The 24,748-nt window shown below is 62.5% G+C and carries 17 protein-coding genes; 3 read left to right on the top strand and 14 right to left on the bottom strand.

Annotation, left to right across the window (positions count from 1 at the left end):
* Positions 1 to 5 precede the first annotated feature (5 nt).
* Positions 6 to 2,303 carry a transglycosylase domain-containing protein gene (locus MTR72_RS21200; RefSeq protein ID WP_280964951.1) on the bottom strand — a complete coding sequence of 766 codons (2,298 nt, stop codon included), beginning with the start codon at positions 2,301 to 2,303 and terminating at the stop codon, positions 6 to 8.
* A 295-nt stretch (positions 2,304 to 2,598) separates the two neighbouring features.
* On the opposite strand from MTR72_RS21200, the gene MTR72_RS21195 reads away from it, so the two are divergent.
* On the top strand, positions 2,599 to 3,114 hold the full coding sequence (locus MTR72_RS21195; protein ID WP_280964950.1) for a YcgN family cysteine cluster protein: 516 nt from the start codon (positions 2,599 to 2,601) through the stop codon (positions 3,112 to 3,114).
* A gap of 182 nt (positions 3,115 to 3,296) precedes the next feature.
* Entirely contained in the window at positions 3,297 to 4,880 is a 1,584-nt protein-coding gene (locus tag MTR72_RS21190) for an MDR family MFS transporter (RefSeq protein WP_341510890.1), read from the top strand.
* Between the two features lie 30 nt (positions 4,881 to 4,910).
* Here MTR72_RS21190 and MTR72_RS21185 read toward each other — a convergent pair whose 3' ends face one another.
* The 9 genes from MTR72_RS21185 to MTR72_RS21145 form a co-directional block, all read right to left on the bottom strand.
* Positions 4,911 to 5,756 (bottom strand): carbohydrate ABC transporter permease, encoded by an 846-nt coding sequence (locus tag MTR72_RS21185; RefSeq protein WP_341510889.1) that lies wholly within the window; start codon positions 5,754 to 5,756, stop codon positions 4,911 to 4,913.
* A 1-nt stretch (position 5,757) separates the two neighbouring features.
* On the bottom strand, positions 5,758 to 6,687 hold the full coding sequence (locus MTR72_RS21180) for a carbohydrate ABC transporter permease (RefSeq protein WP_280964947.1): 930 nt from the start codon (positions 6,685 to 6,687) through the stop codon (positions 5,758 to 5,760).
* A 26-nt stretch (positions 6,688 to 6,713) separates the two neighbouring features.
* Complete coding sequence (locus tag MTR72_RS21175) at positions 6,714 to 7,739, bottom strand: ABC transporter ATP-binding protein (protein ID WP_341510888.1); 1,026 nt, start codon at positions 7,737 to 7,739, stop codon at positions 6,714 to 6,716.
* A 110-nt stretch (positions 7,740 to 7,849) separates the two neighbouring features.
* Positions 7,850 to 9,190: an extracellular solute-binding protein gene (locus MTR72_RS21170; RefSeq protein ID WP_280964945.1), complete on the bottom strand. Its 1,341-nt coding sequence runs from the start codon at positions 9,188 to 9,190 to the stop codon at positions 7,850 to 7,852.
* A gap of 204 nt (positions 9,191 to 9,394) precedes the next feature.
* Positions 9,395 to 11,113: an alpha/beta hydrolase gene (locus tag MTR72_RS21165; RefSeq protein WP_280964944.1), complete on the bottom strand. Its 1,719-nt coding sequence runs from the start codon at positions 11,111 to 11,113 to the stop codon at positions 9,395 to 9,397.
* Between the two features lie 41 nt (positions 11,114 to 11,154).
* Positions 11,155 to 14,766 carry a GAF domain-containing protein gene (locus MTR72_RS21160; protein WP_280964943.1) on the bottom strand — a complete coding sequence of 1,204 codons (3,612 nt, stop codon included), beginning with the start codon at positions 14,764 to 14,766 and terminating at the stop codon, positions 11,155 to 11,157.
* Between the two features lie 171 nt (positions 14,767 to 14,937).
* On the bottom strand, positions 14,938 to 17,451 hold the full coding sequence (locus tag MTR72_RS21155; protein WP_341510887.1) for a GAF domain-containing sensor histidine kinase: 2,514 nt from the start codon (positions 17,449 to 17,451) through the stop codon (positions 14,938 to 14,940).
* An 85-nt stretch (positions 17,452 to 17,536) separates the two neighbouring features.
* Entirely contained in the window at positions 17,537 to 19,171 is a 1,635-nt protein-coding gene (locus MTR72_RS21150) for a thiamine pyrophosphate-requiring protein (protein ID WP_280964941.1), read from the bottom strand.
* A 260-nt stretch (positions 19,172 to 19,431) separates the two neighbouring features.
* Positions 19,432 to 20,202 (bottom strand): hypothetical protein, encoded by a 771-nt coding sequence (locus MTR72_RS21145; protein WP_280964940.1) that lies wholly within the window; start codon positions 20,200 to 20,202, stop codon positions 19,432 to 19,434.
* A gap of 69 nt (positions 20,203 to 20,271) precedes the next feature.
* Here MTR72_RS21145 and MTR72_RS21140 point away from each other — a divergent pair, with 69 nt between their 5' ends.
* Positions 20,272 to 20,742: a DoxX family protein gene (locus MTR72_RS21140; RefSeq protein WP_445819611.1), complete on the top strand. Its 471-nt coding sequence runs from the start codon at positions 20,272 to 20,274 to the stop codon at positions 20,740 to 20,742.
* A gap of 445 nt (positions 20,743 to 21,187) precedes the next feature.
* Here MTR72_RS21140 and MTR72_RS21135 read toward each other — a convergent pair whose 3' ends face one another.
* From MTR72_RS21135 to MTR72_RS21120, 4 genes are all read right to left on the bottom strand, one after another.
* Positions 21,188 to 21,790 (bottom strand): LabA-like NYN domain-containing protein, encoded by a 603-nt coding sequence (locus tag MTR72_RS21135; protein ID WP_280964938.1) that lies wholly within the window; start codon positions 21,788 to 21,790, stop codon positions 21,188 to 21,190.
* A gap of 1,288 nt (positions 21,791 to 23,078) precedes the next feature.
* Positions 23,079 to 23,651 carry a hypothetical protein gene (locus MTR72_RS21130; RefSeq protein WP_280964937.1) on the bottom strand — a complete coding sequence of 191 codons (573 nt, stop codon included), beginning with the start codon at positions 23,649 to 23,651 and terminating at the stop codon, positions 23,079 to 23,081.
* Positions 23,652 to 23,961: 310 nt separating this feature from the next.
* Positions 23,962 to 24,126, bottom strand: a complete 165-nt coding sequence (locus MTR72_RS21125) for a Flp family type IVb pilin (protein WP_280964936.1) — start codon at positions 24,124 to 24,126, stop codon at positions 23,962 to 23,964.
* Positions 24,127 to 24,485: 359 nt separating this feature from the next.
* Positions 24,486 to 24,722: a hypothetical protein gene (locus MTR72_RS21120; RefSeq protein ID WP_280964935.1), complete on the bottom strand. Its 237-nt coding sequence runs from the start codon at positions 24,720 to 24,722 to the stop codon at positions 24,486 to 24,488.
* Between the last annotated feature and the right edge of the window lie 26 nt (positions 24,723 to 24,748).

Genomic DNA, 24,748 nt, shown 5'->3' with positions numbered 1-24,748 from the left:
ATCGATCAGTTCTTGCGTGGGGCGGACGAGCTTGCATTCTCTTCCGCCGCGTAATTCTGCGGGAAGGCGAGCGCGCTCGACGAGGAGGCGGGCTTGGCCGGCTTCGTCGTGTCGTCGGATGTCGTTTTGGTCGCGGTCTTGGCCGCCTCGTCGAGCAGCTTCTCGACGTGCACCAGGATATCGGCGCCGCGCTTGGTCAGCACCGGCGGCGGGCCGGGCTTGGTCTCCAGCACCTTCGGCGCCGCATTGGCCTGCGCGTTGGCGGCCATCGGCTGCGGCGGCAGCTTCTGGCCCATGCCGATGCCGGGAATCTCCCTGACCTCGACGCCCTGATGGGCGGCGACCATGATGTCATGCCAGGTTTGCGCCGGCAGCGAGCCGCCGGTCATGCGGTTGGTCGGCGAGTAGTCGTCATTGCCGTACCAGACCGCGCAGGTGAAGTTGCCGGTGTAACCGACGAACCAGGCGTCGCGATAGGCGTTGGTGGTGCCGGTCTTGCCCGCGGTCGGAATGCCGTCGAGCGCGGCGCGGCGCGCGGTACCCTCGCTGACGACGTGGCTCATCATGCCGGCCATGTCGGCGGCGGTATTCGGTGGAATGGCCTGCCGCGGCTTGGGACCGTCGCGGTCCCAGCGCCAGACCAGATCGCCGGCACCCGTGCGCACCTCCAGCACCGCATGCGGCGTGACGGCCTTGCCCCTGTTCGGGAAGGTCGCGTAGGCCACCGCATGCTCGAGCACGGTGACCTCGTCGGAGCCGATCGGCAGCGACGGCGTGTCGGGCAGGGGGGCCTTGATGCCGAAGCGGCGGGCCACCTCGACGATCTTGGCGCGGCCGATCTTGGCCGGATTCGGCGCCTTCGGCTGCTCCCTCCGGCCGATCTCGATCGACAGCTTCACCGGCACCACGTTGATCGAGCGCGTGATCGCCTGGGTCAGCGTCACCGAGCCGGAATAGGAATGGCCATAGTTCTGCGGGCACCAGTTGCCGATGCAGACCGGGCCGTCGACGATGACCGAGTTCGGCGTGTAACCGTTCAGCAGCGCGGTGGTGTAGACGTAAGGCTTGAACGACGAGCCGGGCTGGCGGTAGGCGTCGGTGGCGCGGTTGAACTGGCTCGCACCGTAGTCGCGGCCCCCGACCATGGCGCGGATGCCGCCATCGAGATCGGCGACGACGGTCGCCGCCTGCGTGGCGTGGTAGTCGCGGCCGAACTGGCGAAGTTGGTTCTCGATCGCCTCTTCGGCGGCCTTCTGCACGTTGGTGTCGATCGCGGTCCGGACCACGAAGACACGCTCGGTATACGACTTCGGGAAAGTGTCGACGAGCTTGCGCATCTCGTCGAAGGCGTAGTCGAGATAGTAGTTCGGCGAGTTCTCGTCGCGCCGGTCGACCGCGAAGGCCGGGTTGCGGCGGGCGCCGAACACCTGGCCCTCGGTCATGAAGCCGGCATCGACGAGGTTGTCGAGCACGACGTTGGCGCGGGCGCGGGCGGCAGGCAGGTTGATGTGCGGGGCGTATTTGGTCGGGGCCTTGAACAGGCCGGCGAGCATGGCGGCTTCCGCGAGGTTCACGTCGCGTGCCGACTTGTTGAAGTAGAAATGCGCCGCGCCGTCGACGCCGAAGGTGCCGCCGCCCATATAGGCGCGGTCGAGATACAGCTTAAGGATCTCGTTTTTGGTCAGGCGCCATTCCAGCCAGATCGCGAGGAACGCCTCGTTGATCTTGCGCTCGATGGTACGCTCGTTGCTCAGGAACAGGTTCTTGGCGAGCTGCTGGGTGATCGAGGAGCCGCCCTGGCGCACGCCGCCGGCCTGGGCGTTGGTGAGGAGGGCGCGCGCGGTACCGGCGATGTCGATGCCGAAATGGTCGTAGAAGCGGCGGTCTTCGGTCGCGAGCGTCGCCTTGATCAGCACATCCGGAAAGTCTTCCAGCGGGATCGAGTCGTTGTGCTTGATGCCGCGGCTGCCGATCGGGTTGCCGTAGCGGTCGAGGAACGTCACCGCGAGATCGGATTTCTTCAGCCAGTCCTCGTCCGCCGTCTCGCGGAAGGCGGGGATGGCGAGCGCGAGCAGCACCACCAGGCCGCCGAGCCCGAGGGTCGCGGCTTCCGACAGCGGCTCGATGAACACCCACCGCTTCCACCGCCCGACATAGAAGCGATCCATGAAGGTCGAGTAGCGCTCATAGAGCTCGCGGATGCCCTTGGCCGAGGAGAACAGCGAGGAGTCGATGCGCGCATCGAGATCCAGGAAGAAATTCCGGATCCTGGTCTTCCAATGCGGTGGTATGATCTGGCGCACCTAGAACCCTTGAGGCTCGGTTCGAAACCGTTCAAGCACCCGGCCGGGGCGGCATCGAGACGTCTTGCGGGAGCGTTGCGGCAAAGCCAAGGCGCCCGGTTCGCGTCCGAGGGGACTTGAGGGTTTCTTCTAGCCGAGCGAGGCCTATAAACCAATGGCTACGCTCGCGATTTTGAACAAACAGGCCCAATTGGCCCCGTTTCTTTACCGGGCTTTCAGGGGGCGGTGCTTGCAGCGTTGTCGGCCATCGCCCTAGATGAGTTGGCCGTAGTTCTTTCGAATCTTGTTGAGGCGCATGACCGCAGCTCGCAAAAAGCCTTCAGACCAGGACGGATTTTTCTGGAAAACCAAGACGTTGGACGAGATGTCTGAGGTCGAATGGGAGAGCCTTTGCGACGGCTGCGGCCGCTGCTGCCTGAACAAGCTCGAGGATGAGGATACCGGGCGGATCTACTTCACGCATGTCGGCTGCAAGCTGCTCGATGCCGGGACATGCGCCTGCAAGGACTATCCGAATCGCTCGGACAAGGTTCCGGACTGCGTTCGCCTGACCCCGGCCAATGTCCGCACCCTGAACTGGCTGCCGCCGAGCTGCGGCTACAAGCTCGTCGCCGAGGGACGTGATCTCTATTGGTGGCATCCCCTGGTCTCCGGCGATCCCAACACCGTTCACGAGGCTGGCGTCTCCGTCCGTGGCCGGGTTGAGGGCAGCGAGGAGGACATCCCGGACGAGGAGCTCGAGGATCACATCGTGCAATGGCCGGCGCTGCTGCCGAAACGGGCACGCCTCAAACGACGTCCGAAGGACTGAAAGCGACATCTGAAGAACTGCTCGCTGTTCCGCGCCGAGGCGATCACGTCTTCGGGATGGCGCGGGGGCGGGATGCTCCCATGCGTCGCGGCGCCTGCCAGGAAAGATATTTGCTGCTTAGATTGCTTAGATAGAACGAATCCTTCGCGGCGTTGCGCCGCTTCCCACGACGTCCGATCGACATGAACAAGTTCGAACGGCAGAGCAGCCAACCTGCCGATACCCAGGCATTGCCTGACGACATCGCCGAAGAGCTCTCCCGACTTCCGTCCGAGGTCATCAGCGTCAGCAACTCGCCCTCCATCGCTCCGCCGGCGTCGCTCTCGACCGATGAGGTGCGGACCATCGTGATCAGCCTGATGCTGACGATGTTCCTGGCGGCGCTTGACCAGACCATCGTGGCGACAGCGCTGCCGACCATCGGGCGCCAGTTCCACGACGTCTCGAACCTGTCCTGGGTGATCACGGCCTATCTGCTCGCCTCGACCGCGGTCGCACCGGTGTTCGGGACGCTGAGCGACATCTATGGCCGCCGCGCCATGATCATCACCTCGCTCAGCCTGTTCGTGGCCGGCTCGATCCTCTGCGCGATCGCGCCGAACATGCCGATGCTCATCCTGGCCCGCGGCCTGCAGGGCCTCGGCGGCGGCGGCATCATGCCGGTGGTGCAGACCGTGATCTCCGACGTCGTCTCACCGCGCGAGCGCGGCCAGTACCAGGCCTATTTCTCCAGCGTCTGGATGGTCGGCGGCATCCTTGGCCCCGTGATCGGCGGCGTGTTCGCCGAACATCTGCACTGGTCGATGATCTTCTGGATCAATCTGCCGCTCGCGGCTGCGGCGCTTGCGCTGCTGCTGCCGAAGATGAACAAGATCCCCGTGTTCCATCGCAAGCGCGAGGTCGACTGGCTCGGCGGCGTGCTGCTGATGGCATCTGCGGTCGTCTTCATGCTGGTGCTGACCTGGGGCGGGACCCGTTACCCATGGCTCTCGCCAACCGTCCTTGCGATGGTCGGGGCCGCCGTCGCGCTGGCATTCACCTTCGTATGGCACGCGCGCCGGGCGGACGAGCCATTCCTGCCGCTGCCGCTGCTTGGCGGAACGGTTGCACCTTACGCGCTCACGGCCGGCGGCTGTGCGCTCGGCGCGATCACTGGCCTGACCGTCCAGCTCCCGCTCTACTACGAGTCCGTCTACCGTCTCAGCGCCAGCGAGGCGGGGCTTGCGCTGATCCCGCTCGCGGCGGTCTCGACCTGCGGCGCGGCGATCGCCGGCCGCACCATGGCGCGCGCCAAGCACTACAAGCGCGTCGCCGTCGTCGGCACGTCCTGGGCCGCGCTCTGTGGCCTCGGCCTGACCTTCTTGACGCTGCCGCTGTGGGGGCTTCTGCTCCTGATGGCCGCGTTTGCGCTGGGGCTCGGCACGACCTTCCCGGTCTGCGTCGTCTCGCTGCAGAATTCGGTCGCCCGCGCCCAGGTCGGCACCATCACCGGCGCGATGAATTTCTTCCGCTCGCTGATGTCCTCGTTCGCGGTTGCGGCTTTCGCGGCCATCCTGCTGATCTCGCTGGGCGCGGACATTCCGCTTGCCGGCGAGCATCACGGCGCCATCAACGCGATCCCCTCGGCCGACATGATGGTCGCGTTCCGCTACGTGTTCGGTGCGGCGGCCGCGATGATGGCCACCGCCGCGCTCTGCCTGATCCTGATGGAGGAGCGGCCCCTGGCAGGGCCGGCGAGCGCTCAGCCCGTCGAGATGGCGGAGTAGGGAGTTGCCTGCCCGCAAGTCGGGTACCGGCTATTTGACGGCGCCGCCTGTGATGCCGGAGATGAAGCGATCAAGGAACAGGTTATAGGCGATGGCAACGGGGATGCTGGCAATCAGCGCGCCGGCCATGATCTCGCCCCAGAAGAAGATGTCGCCGCGAACCAGATCGGTGGCGACACCGAGCGTAACCGGCTTCTGCGCCGAAGCGGAGATGAACGTCAGCGCATAGACGAATTCCTGCAAGGTCAGCGTGAAGGTGAAAATCACCGCTGTCAGAATGGCTGGCAGGGACAGCGGGAGGACCATCCTGACGAAAGCGCCGAACAGGCTGCAACCGTCGACGATCGCCGCCTCCTCGATTTCGACCGGCATCGCCTTGAAGAATCCCATCAATAGCCAGGTGCAGAATGGGATCGTGAAGGTCGGGTAGACCAACACCAGCGACCACATCGAATTCTGCAAGCCAAGCGATGCGACGATGCGCGAGAGTGGCAGGAACAGAAGGGTCGGCGGAACGAGATAGGTCAGGAAAATGCCGATGCCGAGCGCCTCGCCGTTCCGGCCGATCATCCGCGCCAGGCTATAGCCGGCCGGCAGTGCGGCGATGAGCGTGATCGCGACGACGCAGAGACCGATGATCAGCGAGTTGAGGAGCCAGCGCGCGAACAGCGTCTGCTCGAACAGATATTGGAAGTGCTCGAGCGTCGGCGTCTCGTTGAACCAGAACGGAATGTTGGTGACGTTGTAGAGATCGGGATTGCTCTTCAACGAGGTGATCAGCATCCAGTAGAACGGAAAGGCGGTCAGAACGACGAAGGCCGCCACCGCGCTGTAGAAGGCGCTCTCGCCCGCGACGTTGAGGAGAGCACGGCGCACGTCAGATCTCCCGCCGCCGGATGAAGCGCAGCATGCCGACCACCACGAAGAACAGCACCGGCAGCATGAACAACGAGATGGCGGCGCCATGCGACACGTCGCCGGAGACGATGCCGACCTGGAAACCCTCGAACCCCAGCACGGAGGTTGCGCCGACCGGACCGCCATTGGTCAAGAGAAACACGATGGAAAGGTCGGTGAAGGTGAACACGATGCCGAAGATGAGGCCAACTGCGACAATGGGCAGGATCATCGGCAGGACGATCTGGTAGTTGCGCCGCCAGAAGCCGGCGCCATCAACCGTCGCGGCATCAATGACGTCTTGCGGGATCGAGGTCATGCCGGCCAGGAAGATGACGACCGCGAATGGAAAGAACCGCCAGGCATTCACGACGATCACGCACAGCATCGCCAAATGCGGGTTGCCGAGCCAGTTTGGCGCCTCGGAGCGGGTGATGACGCCGATCGCGATCAGCGTCCAGTTGATGACGCTGTAGAGCGAATCGAACATCCACTCCCAGGCAACGGTGGCGAGTGCGATGGGCACGGCCCACGGCAGGATGATCAGGGCCCGGACGATCTTGCGGCCAGGGAACGGTCGCATCAGCAGCAGCGCACCGAACTTGCCGAGCACGAGTCCGAGAAGCTGGGATCCGAAGGTGAAGAGAAAGGTATTGCCCAGCGTTTCCTGAAAGACCGGGTTACTGACGATCTGCCTGAAATTCGAAAGGCCCACGAAGCGCCAGGTCGGATCGTAGATCGTATAGGCGCTGACCGAGTAGTAGACCGCGAGGAGGAACGGCAGGCCGACAAGCAGAAGCACGTAGAGGATCGCGGGCGCGACCATGACGCTGCCGAGCACGTCGCGTCGGTCCAGGATGAAGCGGTAGCGCGATGCCGGCTTGGCGATTGGTTCGGCGATCGTGACCATAAGAGAACCCGTTCTGGTGATGCGCCCTAGTGAGACATCGTCCGCTTGCCGTCCGCATCGAAATACCGCAATGCGCCGCGGCGGATGGCAAAACGGTGCCACTCGCCAGGACGAATGCTTTCCTCGGCGACATGTGCCGGGGGCAGCTTCGCCGCGATCACCTGCGTCGGATCGAAGCCCTCGACCGCGCCATAGACGATGCGCTCCGAGCCGAGATATTCGGAACGATCGATCCGGAATGAGAACTCCTCCGCATCGGCGCCATTGACCATTTCCCTGGGGAGAAGGTTCTCGGGCCGAAAGCCGAGATACCCGCCGTTGCGCGCCAGCAGGTTCATCGGCGGCGTGCCGACAAAGGTTGCGACGAAACGGTCGGCCGGGTCTTCATAGATCTCCACCGGCGTTCCCACCTGCCGGATCTGCCCACGGTCGATCACGGCAATGCGGTCGCCCATGCCCATTGCCTCCACCTGGTCGTGTGTCACGTAGATGGTCGTGATCCCGACGCGTTGCTGGAATTGTCGGATTTCATGGCGCGCCGAGGCGCGCATCTTGGCGTCCAAATTGGACAACGGCTCGTCGAGGAGCAGCGCCGTCGGCTCGCGCACGAGAGCGCGCGCGAGCGCGACACGCTGGCGCTCGCCGCCGGAGAGCTGGCGTGGCCGGCGATCAAGCAGATGCGAGATCCCGAGCAGGCTCGCCGCCCAGCTCACCTTCCTCTCGATGTCTGCGCGGCGAACGTGCTGCGTCTTCAGCGGAAAGGCGATGTTGTTGCGTACCGTGTAGTGCGGATAAAGCCCGTAGCTCTGGAACATCATGGCCACGCCCCGCGCGCGGGGCGGTACGTCGTTGACGAGGTTGCCGCCGATCACGAGATCGCCGCTCGTCTGCCGCTCGAGGCCGCAGACGATGCGCAGGAAAGTCGTCTTCCCGCAGCCGGATGGCCCGAGCAGGACCATGAATTCGCCGTCCGGCACCGTGAGCGTAATGCCGTTGACCGCGAGAACGTCGTCGAACTTCTTGAAAATATTTCTTGCAGACACTGCGGCCATTGTTGAATTCCAAAATCAGCCCATGCGGATCAGCCGTGTGCCGTGCGGCTGTCGCCTGGAGGCTCGCCTCCGAACCGCCTGTGCATGCGGTTCGCAGGCGCAATCGTCATTCACGATCTGTGCAGCCACTTGTCGAAGATGGCCTCGCATTGCTGTGCGGCCCATTTGACAGCCTGTTCGGCAGTCATTGCTCCGGTCGCAGCTTTCGCCATCATGTCGCAGACGATGAAGTTGTTGTAGATCTCGTCAGTGGCTGGCCATGCCGGTCCGGGATAGCCGGGCACGGCGGACCATTCGTCGGAGGTCTGCAGCACAGACAGCTTGTCACGTGGTGTCGACGTCGGATCGTCGGACAACAGCGGCATCGGTTTTGGGACGATGTTGGCGAAGGTGGGGTTGTTGTAACCCGAGCTGGCCTTGAAGGCTTCGATCCAGTTGTCGGCGTAGTATTTCAGGAACTCGAGCGCCGTCTCCTTGTTCTTGGCGAACTTCCAGATGCCATAGAACTCGGCGGCACCGCCCATGATCTGACGAACGGGGCCTTTGGGCGGCTTCATCACGAAGATGTCGTCAGCAACTTTCTTGTTGAGCTGCTGTGCCGTCCGATAGGCGGAGATCGGGTTGATGATCAGCGAGCTGACGCCGGAGTCGATGTACTGATTGTTGCTGGCGTCACTCCATGAGAGCACTTCCGCCGTCATCGCTTCCTTGTAGAGGGCCGCGACGAATTTGACCGCCTCGACCGTCTCCTTGCTGTCGAGCACCACATGCTTTCCGCTCTCGTCCTGGAATGCGCCGCCATAGCTCCAGAGCAGGCCGCGCCAGGTCGTATTGGGGTCGTTGCTGTGGCCGAGCGAAATCCCGACCGGGTTGCCCTTCTGTTTCAGCTTCGCGCCGCCGATCCGCACATTGTCCCACGTGTCGGGCACCACCCCGATCCCGTCCCACAGGCTCTTGCGGTACATCACCGGGAAATTGATGTAGTAGTCGGGGAATGCGGACCACGTCTTGTCGTCCTGGTTGTAGCCGATCTGCCGTCCGATGACGGTGATCTTGCCGTATTTCTTCTCCACCGACTCGACGAGGTCCGTCACATCGACGAGGAACTTGCGGTAGAGGTGCGCGCCGCCGGCTCCGTTCCACCCGAACAGATCGTGGCCGGATCCGGCCGATGCCTCGGCGGCAGCGCGTGCGGCAACGTCTGCAACGGGGATATGGTCGACTGTGACTTCGATGTGGTTCTGGGTTCCCCAATCCCTGGCGAAATTGTCGAACCATTTATCATAGGCCGGCACGAAGTGACTCCACTGCACGATGGACAGCGTTTTTGTGTCGGCCATGGCGCGGGAGATGAATGGTGTCGAAAGTACCGGTGCTGAACCGGCTGCGAGAAGGGCGAGCCCCGTGTCCTTCAGGAGCCGGCGTCGCGTGACACGACTGGGCGTGTTCATCTGCGAATCCTCCTCCGTTTGGTTTTCCGGTTAGATCAGGCCGATTCCTATGAGAGATCAGCCTCGCTCCCCTGGATTGTTCTTTTTGGCTAACATAGTGCGGCGATATGGCCTGCGATATCTCGACGAAAGCCGGTCAATAGATATGACCCATCCGCAGCTCCTTAAACGGATCGAACGCAATCCGCTTGTCACCAACCGGTCCTATCCCCCGCGGCCGGCATAGGGGTTGTCGTTCGCGCTGCCTTCGTTTGCCTTCCGCGCCTCCGCGGCAAGGTGATCTTTGAGCCGCGCCAGCGCGTCGGCAGACCAGTCCTGGACGTCGGTCACCGCGACCCAGGCATCGACGTAATGCTCGGGCGCGTAGACATGGCCAAAGCCCATCGGCGTGTTGGTTGCGACCGCCATGTCGAGCGCGAGTTGCAGCATCGTGACGACGGGATACCAGCGCAGCTCCGGTGACACGTCGGGCCCGCGCGGCGCTGCCATCCAGGCCGGGACCTGGTAGGCGTCGCGGTAGGCGAACAACACGATCGGGTCACTGGCATATTGCAGATAGACGACGCGCAGCGCGCCCCAGGGCGCATCCGCCGGGACCGTCGGCCCGTTCTGATTCATGAAGCGCACGAAGCGGCCATCACGAAACTCCGGCAGCCAGGCCGGCGAGCCCTGATTGCGGTTCGCTGTAACCGAGCGCCAGATGCGGCTCTCGAACGGCGGCCCGCTCCACAGCGCGCCGGCTATCGGATCGCCTATCGTTTCGAACAGCTCCGCGGATTTTTCCGAGTTCATGGCGCCGAGGCTGAGCCCATGCAGGTAAAGTTTTGGCCGCTTGTCCCTCGGCAGCGTCGTCCAGTAGCCGTAGATTTCGGAGAATAGGGCGCGCGCGGCTTCCGCGCCGTATTCGGGCTGGAATAGCAGAGACAGCGGGCTGTTGAGATAGGAGTACTGCACCGCAACGCTTGCAACGTCGCCATGGTGGAGATATTCGACCGAATTCATCGCGGCGGGGTCGATCCAGCCGGTGCCGGTTGGCGTGATGACGATCAGGACCGCGCGTTCAAATCCGTGCTGGCGTTTGAGCTCGTCGAGCGCAAGCCTGGCGCGCGCCTTAGCCGTGTTACCGCCGCCGAGACCGACATAAACACGTACGGGGTCCTTCGCGGGTTTCCCCGTGAGGGCGCTGATCTCCGCTGCGGTCGGACCTGAGGCAACGAACTCGCGCCCCGCACGTCCGAGCTGCTTCCACTTCACCAGCGACGCAGCGCTTCCCGTCTTCCCAGGCGCCGTCGGTTGCGGCCGCTCGGGCTCGAGAAGTGCGTCGAATTCGCGGAAGGACGAATCGAGCGCGCGAAACGCCGTGCGGATCAGGAGATTGTTGGCGATCGACCAGAACAAGAGGCCGGCAACGAGCACGCCGATGACGTTAGCGATTCTTTGCGGAATGACGCGCGTTGTGCGCGCGGCGAGGACGCGGGCGACAAGCGCGAACAGCCGCCCCAGCGCCAGAAGCGCGACGAATGTGAGCAGCGCGATGAGGCAGACCTTGAGCGGATGTGCGGTATCGACCGGCGCCATCTTCATGACTGCGCGGATCGAGTTCTGCCATTCCGCGGCCCGCCACAGATAGATGATGACGACGAGCAGGCAGCCGGCCGCGACCAGTGCATTGGCGATCGACCTTGCGCGCGCCGAAGGTTCGGGCAACTCGAGATAGTGCCACATCCAACGCCAGAGTGTGCCGGCGAGGTAGCCGATCGCAAAGCAGGCGCCGGCGAGGACGCCTTGGGTGAGATAGCTTCGCGGAATCAGCGTCGGCGTCAGCGCGGCCGCGAAGAAAAGGGCGCCCAGCATGAGGCCGACGCCGGACAGCGAGAGCAATTGCCACCGAATGAGCCACGCCAGATTCTTGAAAGCACCCATCGAGCGACGATTTTCCTAATCCCGTAGAACCTACGATACGGCTATCCTCTGTTCTCGTCCGAAAAATTGCTCTTGCGCGGCAACAGGATTCTGAACTCGGTGAACTCGCCGGGCTTGGTCTCGACATCGAGCGTGCCGCCGTGCTGCTTGACGACGATGTCGTGGCTGATGGAGAGGCCGAGACCGGTGCCTTCGCCAGCCGGCTTCGTCGTGAAGAACGGATTGAACATCTTCTCCTTCACCTCCGCCGGGATGCCCGTGCCGTTGTCGCGGATGCGGATCTCGACATGGCTGCCGCGGTCGCGGGTTGCGGCGCTCAGCGTGGGCTCGAAATCTCCGCCGGCCTGGCTGCCGCGCTTGAGCACCGCATAGAAGCCGTTCGAGATCAGGTTCAGCAGCACGCGGGTGATTTCCTGCGGAAATATCTCGGCCGTCCCGGCCTCGGGATCGAGATCGCGCTTGAGCGTGACGTCGAACTGCGGCTTCTCAGCGCGTGCGCCGTGATAGGCGAGATTCAGGCTCTCCTCGACCAGCGTGTTGACGTCGGCCAGTCCGTGCTCGCCGCTGCCCTCACGCGAATGCAGCAGCATGTTCTTGACGATGGAATCGGCGCGCTTGCCGTGCTGCACCACCTTCTGCAGGTTATCCTTCAAAATGGCCGTCAAATCATCGACTTCGTCGCGGAGCTTGCCGGTGAGACTGGCCGACTTCAGAACATCGTTGAGCTCGTCCGTTAATTCCGATGACAGCTCGGCAAAATTATTGACGAAGTTGAGCGGGTTCTTGATCTCGTGTGCGATGCCGGCGGTGAGCTGGCCGAGGGAAGCGAGCTTTTCCGTCTGGATCAGGCGGTCCTGCGCGGTGCGGAGGTCATCGAGCGAGGCGGCAAGTTCTTTGGTGCGCGCCTGCACTTCGTCGAAGAGGCGTACATTCTCGATCGCGATGACGGCTTGGTCGGCGAAGCTTGTAACGAGTTCGATCTGCTTTTCGCTGAACGGCCGGACTGCTCGACGCGCGAGGACAATGGCGCCGACCGGGCTGCCTTCGCGCAGCAACGGTACACCAAGAAAGCTACGCGGATTGCCGCTCAGTTCCTGGCCTTCAAAGAAGTAGTCAGGATCTTCGAGCACGTCGGTGACATGGACCACCTTGTCACCGAGCAAGGTCCGGCCCGTGATGGTGCGCTTGTCCGGCCGGACCGGGAGATCCCTTGCATATTCGGCGAATTCGGCCGGGAAGCCGTAGGAACCCGCCCGGAAATAGACATTGCCGGTCTTGCGGGTAATTGCCGCCATATCCGCTTCGCATAGCCGTGCCGCCGATTCGACCAGCGTATCGAGCACGGACTGCAGGTCGAAGGCCGAGCGGCTGATCACCTTGAGCACGTCTGCGGTCGCGGTTTGCTGCTGCAGCGCCTCGGTCAAATCCTCGGTGCGCTGGCGCAATTCGCTGAGCAGCCGCGTGTTCTCTATGGCGATGACCGCCTGGGCAGCAAATTGCTGCAGGAGCGCGATCTGCTTCTCGGAAAAACGCCGGTTTTCCTGTCGGAAGATCATAACGTTGCCGACCACTCGCTCGTCCTTCAACAGCGGCACCGCGAGCACGCAGCGCGCGCCGCCGAGATCGACCAGCGCCCGCCGGTTCGGCTCTCCGCTGCGATAGGCCTCTGACTCGAGCAGGTCGGCGATTTCGACGAACGCTTCCCCCTTCAAAAGGCGCGCAGGCGCGGTGGCCGGACCATAATTGAGTGGCATCTGGCGCCGGAACTCATCGTAAGCGGACGGCAGGCCGTAAGTGGCCGCTGTGTGGAAGTGCGCTCCATCGTAGGTGTTGAGCACGCCGAAACTGGCGCCGCAGAGCTGCATTGCCTTGCTCAGCATCGCCTCGAACACCGGCGCGAGATCGCCGGCCGATCGGCTGATGACGCTCAGCACCTCCGATGTCGCGGTCTGCTGCTCCAGTGCTTCGGTAAGCTCGCGCGTCCGCGCCTGCACTTCCTCGAACAGGCGGACATTGCCGATCGCAATCACGGCCTGGTCGGCGAAGGTCTTGAGCAATGCGATCTGCTTGTCGGTGAAGGGATGCACCTCCCTGCGGCGGAGAACGATCGCGCCAATGCTTTCCTTCTCGCGCAAAAGCGGCATAGCCAGCATGGTGCGGCAGCCGTCACGGCTCGACATCTCCTGCGCGGTCGGGAATGACGCGCCTTCATCGGATAGAACATCGTGCAAATGTATGGGCAAATGATCCGCAATAGCGCGCCCGGAAACCGAGGTGCGATCGTTTGTCCATTGTTGCTGACCCATCGGAATCGGTCCGTGATGCGCACTGACCGACAGGTCGTTTCCGTCCGTCAGGATCGCAACGGCGTCATAAGCTTCGCAAAGCTCGCATGCGCTTTCGACGATCGCCTTCAGGACCGGCCCGACATCGGTTGGCGAGGAAGCGATAACGTTCAGGATGTCGGCGCTGCCGGTCTGGTAGGTGAGGGCTTCGGTGAGATCATCGGTGCGCTGCCGAAGCTGATCGAACAGGCGCACATTTTCGATCGCAATCACGGCCTGGTCGGCAAACGTCGTGACAAGATCGACCTGCTTTTGCGTGAACGGCTCGACACGCTGGCGTGCCAGCACGATGGTTCCGATCGGCTCGTTCTCGCGGAGCAGCGGCACGCAAAGTGCGGTGTGCTGGCTGGCGAGGGTGACCGACTCGTTCAAGGTATATTCGGGATCAGTTGCGACGTCGAGGATCTGCACGGTGCGCCGGTCGAGCACGGCGCGTCCAGTGATGGTGCCTCGATCGGCCGTGATCGGATGGTTCTTGAGGAACTCGATATATGCCGTGGTGTAGCCGACCGCTGCGCCGGCGCGGTACACATCGCCCTCGCGCCGCATGATGAACGCCATCTCGGCCTCGCACAGCCGCGCTGCGGTCGCCACTAGCGTATCGAGCACCGGCTGCAGCTCGAATGTCGAGCGGCTGATGGTTTTCAGCACGTCCCCGATCGCCGTCTGCTGCCGCAGAGATTCGCCTAAATCGTTGGTGCGCTGCTGCACCTCGTCGAACAGGCGCACGTTCTCGATCGCAATCACGGCCTGGTCGGCGAAGGTCTGCAACAACTGGATGTCATGGTCGGCGAACCTGCCGGGCTGAACGCGGGTGACGCTGATCTGCCCGATCGGCACGCCCTTGTTCATCAGCGGTACGAAAAGCATGCTTCGGTAGCCGCGTGCCCGCGCAATGTCCCCGATCGCGTTCGCTTCGGCGTCCGTATCGGGGATTTGCATAACCTCTCCGGCCTGCGTCATCTGAAACGGCACGAAATCGGCAACTGCCCGCGGGAAGGTCGACTTCAGGATTTCATCTGCCTCGGGGGTCGTCGGTGTGTACGCCTTCAGGTGGGCCATGCCGTCAATGACGCTGAAGACGGTGCTCGAAAAGCTTCCAAGCAGCCGCTTGGCGCTGGTGACGATTGCATCAAACACCGGCTGCACATCGGAGGGAGAGCTGGCGATCACCTTCAAGATGTCTGATGTCGCGGTCTGCCGCTCGACCGCCGCGCCGCGCTCCGCGGTGCTCGTTTCCAGCCGCCGCTCAAGCTCCAGAATTCTGCGCCTGAGATCGGCTTCAACGTCCTGGGGAAGCGCAGTCATTCTTGGGAAATCCATGTCACCGGACAATTCGGCGGCTCGGCCCAATCCTTAACGGCCTGTTCTGAGGTCGATTATTCCATCCCGGGCGCGAAGGGGCTAGGGTGCTTTTGGCGATTTTGGCGCCGGAGATATCGGCGGAGCGGTATCTCGCTGTCAGGGCGAATCCTTGCCTCAGTCCGGAAAATTGCTCTTGCGCGGCAGCAGGATTCTGAACTCGGTGAACTCGCCGGGCTTGGTCTCGATATCGAGCGTGCCGCCGTGCTGCTTGACGACGATGTCGTGGCTGATGGAGAGGCCGAGGCCGGTGCCTTCGCCGGCCGGCTTCGTCGTGAAGAAGGGATTGAACATCTTCTCCTTCACCTCCGGCGGGATGCCCATGCCGTTGTCGCGGATGCGGATCTCGACATGGCTGCCGCGGTCGCGGGTTGCGGCGCTCAGCGTGGGCTCGAAATCTCCGCCGACGTGGCTGCCGCGTTTGAGCACCGCATAGAAGCCGTTCGAGATCAGGTTCAGCAGCACGCGGGTGATTTCCTGCGGAAACACCTCGGCCGTTCCGGCCTCGGGATCGAGATCGCGCTTGAGCGTGACGTCGAACTGCGGCTTCTCGGCGCGCGCGCCGTGATAGGCGAGATTGAGGCTCTCCTCGACCAGCGCGTTGATGTCGGCCGGGCCGTGCTCGCCGCCGCCCTCACGCGAATGCAGCAGCATGTTCTTGACGATGGAATCGGCGCGCTTGCCGTGCTGCACCACCTTTTGCAGGTTGTCCTTCAAGAGAGCGGTCAGCTCGTCGATATCGGCACGGACGTCGCCCGTGAGCGTCGTGACGGCTGCGAGCACCTCGTTCACCTCGTCGGCGAGCTCGACAGAGAGCGCGGCGAAATTGTTGATGAAGTTGAGCGGGTTCTTGATCTCGTGTGCGATGCCGGCGGTGAGCTGACCTAGCGATGCGAGTTTTTCAGTCTGGATCAGGCGGTCCTGCGCGGCGCGCAGATCGTCGAGCGACTTCGCTAAGTCGCTGGTGCGGGCCTGAACCTCGTTGAACAGCCGCGTGTTCTCGATGGCGATCACCGCTTGGTCTGCGAAGGTCTTGAGCAAGCTGATCGCTTTGTCCGGGAAATGACCGGCCTCCGGTCGCGTGACGCCGATGGTGCCGATCGCAGTGCCATCGCGCAGCATCGGGACCACCAGGATGCTGCGATAGCCTCTGGCTCGCGCAAGCGCCCTCATTGCCTCGGTGAGGTCGGGTTCGGTCTGCATATCGGTGCGGAACGCGAATTGTCCGCTCGTCGCCACCCGGCTGTGGATGCCGGACGCCGACAACGGTGTCGGGAATGAGCGGAGCAGATCCTCATTGCCGGCTTCATTGTCGGTGGTGAAGGCCTCCAGATGCAGCATGCCGTCGATGACGCGTGTGACGGTGGAGGAATGTCCCCCGATCAGCGCCTTGGCGCTGTCGGAGATGGCCTGGAACACTGGCGTGACATCCGCCGGCGAGGCGGCAATCACCTTGAGGATGTCGGCGGTTGCGGTTTGCCGTTCCAGCGCCTCCCTGGTCGCGTTGAACAGGCCGACATTCTTGACTGCGATCGCCGCCTGGTCGGCGAAGGTCTGGAGCAACCTGACATGGTGCTCGCTGAATGGGCCGGTGGCCTTGCGCGTCGCGATGATGACGCCGATGGCCTGCCCCTCGCTCATCAGCGGAGCGAACAGCATGCTGCGAAAGCCGCGGGCGCGCGCGATGTCCCGCGCCGCTGGCTCGACCTCGGTGTCGGGCAGTTGCGCTGCCGTGCCATTCGCCACGAGCTGATATGGCGGGAATTGCGCGAATGGCACCGGGAACGATGCCTGCAGCACGCGATCGCCGGCCGGGTCGGTCGGCGTGAAGGCCGCCAGATGTGCGGCGCCGTCGATATAGCGAAGCACAGCGGTGGAAAAGCCGCCGATCAGCCGGTTGGCGTTGGACGCGATGGCCTGGAACACCGGGTGCACGTCGGCCGGTGAGGCCGCCATCACCTTCAGGATGTCGGCGGTCGCGGTCTGGCGCTCCAGCGCCTCCCGCGTCTCGTTGAAGAGCCGCGCGTTCTCGATCGCGATCACGGCCTGGTCGGCGAACGTCTGAAGCAACTGCACGTGCTCGGCGGCGAAGGCGCCGGGCGCGGCGCGCGTGACGCTGATCATGCCGACCGGCGTTCCCCGGTTCATCAGCGGCGCGAACAGGACGCTGCGGAAGCCGCGCAGCCGCGCCAGCTCCCTGTTGAGCTGCGGGACGTCGTCGGCCTCGCTGTCGGGAAACTGGATCGTCTTGCCGCCGCGCACCAGTTCAAAGGTCGGAAAGTCCGCGATCCGCCGCGGAAACGAGGCCTTCAATCCCCGGTCGGCTTCGGGGCTCGTGGGCGTGTAGGCCACCAGATGGAGCTCGTCGCCGATGAACTGAAGCACGGTGGCCGAGAAGCCGCCGAGCAGACGCTTGGAGCTGGTGGCGATCGCCTCGAACACCGGCCGTGCATCGGACGGGGAGGCTGCGATGACTTTCAGGACGTCGGCCGTTGCGGCCAGCCGTTCGAGGGCTTGCCGCTTCTCGTCGGCCAGCCGCGCTTTCTCGGCCGCGCCGGAGTTGAGTTGCTGCTCGAGCTCGTCGATCCTGCGCTTCAGCGCGGCAGCCATATCCTCGGAAAGCGCGGTCATTGATCGTCCGGTGCGGCCGGGAGCCAGTCCCACGGCCGCGCCTTTAGCGCCAAAAGCCCGCTTGGCCAAGACTCAAGTAGAGGTTTCAGGTGCCCGGCCGCGACACCTCGGTCTCCTTGCTGGTGATGAACTCCAGCAGCACCGGGACGCCCTCCCGCGTCTTTTGGATGCCGCGCCTGATCGCGGGCACGATGTCCTCCGGCTTAGTCACCCGCTCGCCATGGCCGCCGAAGGCGCGCGCCATCGCGGCATAGTCCCCGGAAATGTCGGTCGAGCGGTATTTTTCGGTCGAGACCGGCATCACCTTCAGCTCGATCGCCATCGAGAAATTGTTGAGCAGGATCGACATGATCGGAATGCGCTCGCGCACCGCGGTCTCGAAATCCATCCCCGTGAAGCCGATCGCGGCATCGCCCCAGACGTTGATACAGAGCTTGTCGGGCTTTGCGAGCTTGGCGCCCATCGCAAGCCCGAGGCCGTAGCCGAGCTGCGTCGTCTTGCCCCAGCCGAGATAGGAGAGGGGCTCGACGGCCTTCCAGAACGGCGAGAGCTGGTCGCGCGGGCTGCCGGCATCGTGTGTGATGATGGTGTTGTGGATGTCGACGGTGTGCTGGAGGTCCCAGAGCACGCGATAGGGATTGAGCGGCGCGTCATTGCTGGTGAGCTTCGGCATCCACTTTGCGAGCCACTCCTTGTGCGAGGCCGCGATCTCGGCCGCGACCGCTGAGGCATCGCGATCCGATGTGACGGTCTTGCCGATCTCCTCCAGCAGCGCATCGAGCACGAGGCCGGCGTCGCCGACGAGGCCGATTTTGGCTTCGACATCCTTGTTGAGATGGTTCGGGTCAAGCGTGGAATGGATGATGGTCTTGCCCTTCGGCATCGCGATGCCGAAGCTGGTTTCGGTGAAGGAGCAGCCGATGCCGAAGATGACGTCGGCTTCCCCCAAGAATTTCGGCACAGAGCGCGGCACCGCGAGACCGCCGGAGCCGAGCGACAGCGGATGGGTCTCCGGGAACGACGACTTGCCGCCGAGGCTCGTTGTGACCGGAATAGCCAGCCGTTCGGCGAGCCGCTTCAGTTGCGGCCAGGCCTGCGCGTAGTGCACGCCCTGGCCGGCATAGATCACCGGCCGCTTCGCATTGACGAGGAGGCTTGCGGCTTCCCTCACATGCACGGGATCGGCGCCGTAGCGGGTGCGCAGCACCGGGGCGTAGTTGAGGGGCTCCGGCACGTCCTCATTCCACATGTCCGAGGGGATCTCGACGATGACAGGACCGCCACGGCCGTTCTTCAGCTTGGTGAAGGCGCGGCGGAAGATGTTGGCGACCTCGGCTGCCAGGATGATCGGCTCGGAGGACTTGGCAAATGCCTTCATCACCTCGCTGGAGTTGAAGTTGGGTTCGACATGCGACAGTCGCCGCTGATAGCCCATGGGCAGCACCAGCACAGGCACGGACTCGCCGAAGCATTGCGCAACCCCGCCCATGGCGTTCTCCGCGCCGGGGCCGTGCTGCATGCAGAACGCGCCGATGCTGCGTCCCGAAGTGATGCGGGAGATGGCGTCCGCCATGTGGATCCCGACGCGCTCCTGGCGCACCATCACGGGTCGGATCTCGGCTTTCGCCGCGTGCTCGATCAGGTGGTTGACCGGATAACCGCAGAGGATCTCGATCCCCTCGCGCTTCATGATTTCCGCGATCGCAGTGCCGAGCTTCATGGCGTCTCTCCCCTGAGCAGGCCGGTTGGCCCGGCCGATTTGGAAGACAGAGGATCAGGATTTTCCAGAAGCGTAAAGCTCGGCCGCGGGAGGGCTGCGGTAGGTCAGCTATGCGGCGCGAGCGTGCAGCCGGTGTCGGCGTGATGTTAGCCAAGCGCTTAACGGTTCCGGACCGCTTTTTGTACATGAACGGACATTCGCCCGACGCTGTCATGCGGACACAGTGCCAGTGCAACCCGAGCGAGCCGCGCTATCTGCTTTCAGGCGAACAAAAAGTCATTCGCTGTTAGCGCGCTGCTGAAGTTGTGGAGAGTGATTTGATCTGCTCCCGCGGTGATGACGGTGTCAGTCCCACTTTGGGCGACGACAAGGTTCGCGAACGACTGCACGCCCGTCACACCGGCAAACTCAATTTTGTCCTGTTGGGCCTGGCTGAAGTCTTCGATGGTGTTGTGGGTCCCAACTGTCATCGAACCCGAGTCCTTGAACACGAATAGATCCGCGCCACCCTGAGCGCCGCCGCTCAATTGCCCGTCGCCCCACATGTCGTTCGTGACCGTGGAGCCAGCGGCCGCGGTCCCTGCGTACAGGATATCGTCGCCGCCTTTGGCTGAGCCGGACAAGGACTCGGCGTCGCCGAAAAGAATGTTGGTCACCGTGCCCGGGCCGGTGGCGTTGCCGCCAGTAAGCGTATCGTTACCTCCGTGCGCAGAATCGGACATGGATTTCGCGTCGCCGTAGAACTGGTTGAGAACATCGCCGGTGGCGGCGCCGCCGGTCAGGCGATCGTTGCCGCCCACGGCGTTGCCAGTCATCGTAAGGGCATCGCCATACGCAAAATTAGGGACCCTGACGTTGAACGGAGCATTGCCTGCGAAGACCGCCTCGTCATCGCCGCCCTGAGCATGGCCGGACATGGTGCCGCCCGCATCGCCGAAGAAAGTGTTGGCGGAGCCGCTCCTGCCAGTGAAGGTGTCGCTGCCGCCCTTTGCAAGTTTGCAGCGCATCAAGGACCCGGTAACTGCCTTCATGTCATTCGCTGGTTATGTTAGCTTTACTGTCGATGGTTAAGTGTCGTGCGCCCACGGACAACAAAAGCTATGGGGCAATGGCCAGTGCAATTCGATCCTCGCTCGCTAATCTCTCGGGCAGACGCGTTCGCCAGTAGGAGCGCCGACCTCCTGATTCTGATCGGCCGCATCCTGCTTGCATGGGTGTTCGTCGGGAGTGCGTACGGAGCAATGACCAATTTCGCTGGCTCCGTGGGCTATTTCAGATCGCTGAACCTGCCAGCGCCTGAGCTGTTCACCGCGACGACCGTGGCGCTGGAGGTCCTGATATCGGCTGGTTTGATATTGGGGGTTGGTACGCGCTACTCCGCGGTTTTGGTTTTTCTGTTTGTGTTGGCGGCTACCGCCATCGCCCATCGCTACTGGGATTATCCGCCCGGTTCGCAGCAGATTGGGCAGTACAATAATTTTTTGAAGAATATCTCGATCATGGGAGGCGCGATGCTGATCTTTGTAACCGGTGGAGGCCGATTCTCCCTCGACCGGAAGTTCGGAAGATAGCGGCTTCGGCCCATTCCCTTTCGCGAGCATATCCCTCCGCACGGGCGGCCGGGGCCTGGCTCGGCTCGTCCATCATGATCGTGGCTGCTCGCCCTGCTGAACCTCAGAGTATTGGTGTAGCGGCTATCAACTCGCGCGTGGAATCACCGCTGCGTCACTTCACTTTGGCTCTGAGAGTTCCCTGAACGAACCGACGGATGCTCTTTGAGAGCGGCTTCAAGCACTCGCCTATGATTGCGAAGAAAAACATAAGCCACGTAGCGAGCGCGGCACACCACAACATGACTTCCAATATCCTGGGCATCATGCCCTCCTAAAAATTTCTATGAAATAGTGAAATAGGAGCAGTGTTACTGAACGGCGCCGATGCGACAAGTCTTCCTAAAAGTGGCAGTGCACCGAAACACTCGGGAAATGCCGGAGTTTCGGAATAATGCGGACCTCGTTACCGCGCATCATTTCCCTTCGGACTTGCAGGACCACGCTGGAGTGGTTCGCGCTCGCGCAGCACTGGACGCCCGGACGGATCGCGGCCGACATTCGGCTGGAGCTCGATCAGATCGGTGAAGACGTCGGCCTGGCGGCGCAATTCGTCCGCGATCATCGGAGGCTGGCTGGTGATAGTGGAGACTACGGTCACCCTCACGCCGCGACGCTGCACGGCCTCGACCAGCGAGCGAAAATCGCCGTCACCGGAAAACAGCACCATCTGATCGATGTGCTCAGCGATCTCCATCGCGTCGACCGCGAGCTCGATGTCCATGTTGCCCTTGACCTTGCGGCGGCCGGAGGCATCGATGAATTCCTTCGTCGCCTTGGTGACGACGGTGTAGCCATTGTAGTCCAGCCAGTCGATCAGGGGGCGGATTGAGGAGTATTCCTGGTCCTCGATGAGCGCGGTGTAATAGAAAGCCCGCAGCAGCATTCCGCGGCTCTGAAATTCCTTCAGCAGGCGCTTGTAGTCGATATCGAAGCCCAGCGTTTTGGCCGTCGCATAGAGATTGGGCCCGTCGATAAAAAGCGCGATCCTGTCTAACGTAGGCGACATTATTTCTAACCTGCCGCGAGTATCGTGAGTTGGTCAACTATACAGCGAATTGCGGGGATCGGCCGCAAACTCGCTCAAGCGGAAGTAGAAGGTGACTCCCGCGGAAAGTCTAAAATGAATTTTTTGGCCGCATAAGTTACTAACAACACCCTTGCGGCCACAATATTCCGAACGCGACGTTACATCCTTTATATCAGCTTTGTCACGCTTTTTGCTTATTGTGGGTCTCCTTGCCTCAAGCAGAAACATAGGAAGCCGCCATGACCAGCGAATTCCGATTGTTCGAGACCGGGATAAGACGCCGAAGCCGCACGTGGCGCTGGACCGTGTGCGACGAGGCCGGAAAGTTGTTGATGTGTGGTCGAGAGACAACTCGTGCCGCTGCACGCTACAGGGCAGGGAGCGCCCTGTTCCTCCTCCTTCTCCATGCCACGCATCGCGAGCGCTCGCGGTCCTCTGCGGTGCACGCTGCGGAGCTGACCCGTCGTCGGACAGCGGGCCCGGTTGACCGTACGGCTTAGGGCTGGCGGATGGCTGCCGCAGGCCGCGGCGGCCGCCACCATGGCGCCTGGCGGGTTTTGCGGGCTAGCTCGAATGGACTAGATGGCGCCGAATCGGCACGAACCATGCGCGTCAGAGACAATGCGATGCTGTCGGCACCCGAGTCTTCGCGCGGCGGTCAGCAGCCCGCCTGGAAAGAAATCGACTCTCTCAATGCGCGGCTCTGAGCCGCCGCGCGGCCTATCCCACAAAAACCAGTGCAAGCAGACCCGATCCGAGTAGGGCGACACCGGCGATGGTCACGGCCAGAAAAGCCATTGATGTAAATTCTTCGCGCATGGACGTTTAACCGACATTACCACGCTCCGACCATCACCAGAGTGGCGATGCTCAGCAGCGAATAACAAAGGATGATGACTGGAGCGACGAAAGTCTGATGCGACCGCATTGTTGCCTCTCCAAACCAGAACAGCATCCATGCTAGCTCGGCGATGCTTCGCCGTGACTTCGTGGTCGCTGGAAAGCGGCTTCGATCCAAAGGTCGATTGTTTCGTTCCGCGCGGTTGACGAAATCTGCTCACGGGTACGCGAGCGGAAAATTCAGGATCTTGAGCCCTGACGTCCGGCGATGACCAATGCATGGTTCGGCTCTGACAGCCTGAACTGTGGTGCATGTCCGGGGCAGCTTCGGGCGCCGGCGTTGGCCACGCCCGAGAGCAGATCTCGCCGCCCTCATTCTTATGGTCGCCGATCGGATTGTCCGGATGCACCCGAACGGCTGAAACCCTTACTTCCGCCTCGAAAGGATTGCGGCCCATATTTCGTTTTCGGTGCAGATATTCGCGGTGCCGTAGGCCCATTCCTCGAAAACGTGACCGGCTTCCTTGTACTGTCCTTTATATCCACCGATCAGAATTTCGTCGGACGCCTTGGCCTCGTTGCGGACCCAATGGACAAGCTCGTGTAGCAGCGTTCTCATCAGCCGATTTCCGGCGCGGGTCGGATCAACGTCAAAGCCGTCCTCGAATGCATCAAACCAAAAGGACGTAATAACAACGATCGACTTCCGGCCGAAGGCAACGCCGAACGTATCCGTAAACCCGCACGCGTCGACGATCTCGCCTTGCACCGGTGGTTTTATCAGCCCCTCGTGAACGTCTACGCGTGGTGGGGATGCAAACCTCAGCGCCTTCTTGGCAATGTTCTCGGCTACCGAGGCAGGCTGGAATTGATCATCGGCCATGCAAGCTTCGAAAAATGCCTTCCGTATTTTCGGCTGTGCGCTTAGGGCGCTGTCGATGCCCTGTATGAATTTCGTTGCCTTGGGAAACTTCTTTATGTCGGTTGGGTCCAAAAACATGACAATCTCCTGCAGACGCGACAACGCGGCCGCAGCTCAAAACCGCTGAGCCCATAGTTTTAGTCGTCAGCGGCTTGCACCCAGTTCAATGACTTGCTGCGGTCATCTATCCGGCTGCACCCAAAATACAGGTTGATCGACCAGCGGAGGTCGAGGACAGCGCAGTCCGGTCAATTGGAAGGAAGAACGTGGTTGATCATACTCCGTCACTGCGAGTGCATCGGAGCAATCCAGGGTGTTTCCGCTGAGGGATTCTGGATTGCTTCGCTGCGCTCGCAATGGCGAGATGGCGGAGGATCAAAAATGGCGGTTACTTCGTGGCCGCGTTGATCGAGTCGAACTTGTTGTTCAGGAGTGCCGTCCCGACGTTGTTCACGACGGTGACGATTGCGAGCGCAATACCAGCGGCAATCAGACAATACTCGATGGCGGTGGCACCATTTTCGTCGGCAAGAAAGGACCTGAGCAAGGTCATCGTCAACTCCTGTTCATCCCTCAACGTATGCTCGCGCCGTCTTCGGAATGTAAATTGATCCATCAACTTTTGGGGCGCGTTGAAACAACAGGTCCGGCCGTCCTCGCCTGCTGCCACCTATGTTGCCATCGACTAACTTAAGGTTTCCTCACCCAATTCGTGTGGATTTAAGATCGGCCGCGGGAATCGAAGGTTAATTTTGTGTTCCGAAAGGATACCTCGCGCAGCGTGAAGAGGAGCCGGCTGTCTCACCAAAGCGGCGGCGTGCTTAACGGATTGTTGAGGCGGCTCTCCAGCGGCTCGGCACGGGACCCGCAATCGATAGCCCACTGTGCAAACGATCTCGGGCCGGGCAGGCCTCACCCGCGACGAGCGTCCGCGTTCAGCGCCCGCAACATCGCTATGCGGGCAAACAACATCCAGCCGCCGCCGGTCTCGGCCGCGTTGATCAAGGTCTCGATCGCGGTCTGCCAGTGACGCGCGTGCTGCGCGTCCTCGGGCAGTTGCATGATGTGATCGGCCGCCTCTTGCAGGGTCTGCAGCTTGCGCCCGTTGCGGAGGGGAATGGGATCGTCGAACGTCGCCGACCAGGGCATGTCAGGCCGGCCCGTCTGCGGGAGAC

Origin of the sequence: Bradyrhizobium sp. ISRA442 (assembly GCF_038085055.1) — a bacterium.
Lineage (GTDB): Bacteria > Pseudomonadota > Alphaproteobacteria > Rhizobiales > Xanthobacteraceae > Bradyrhizobium.
Note: the sequence above shows the minus strand (reverse complement) of the source record. Positions and strands in the feature narration are given on the sequence as shown.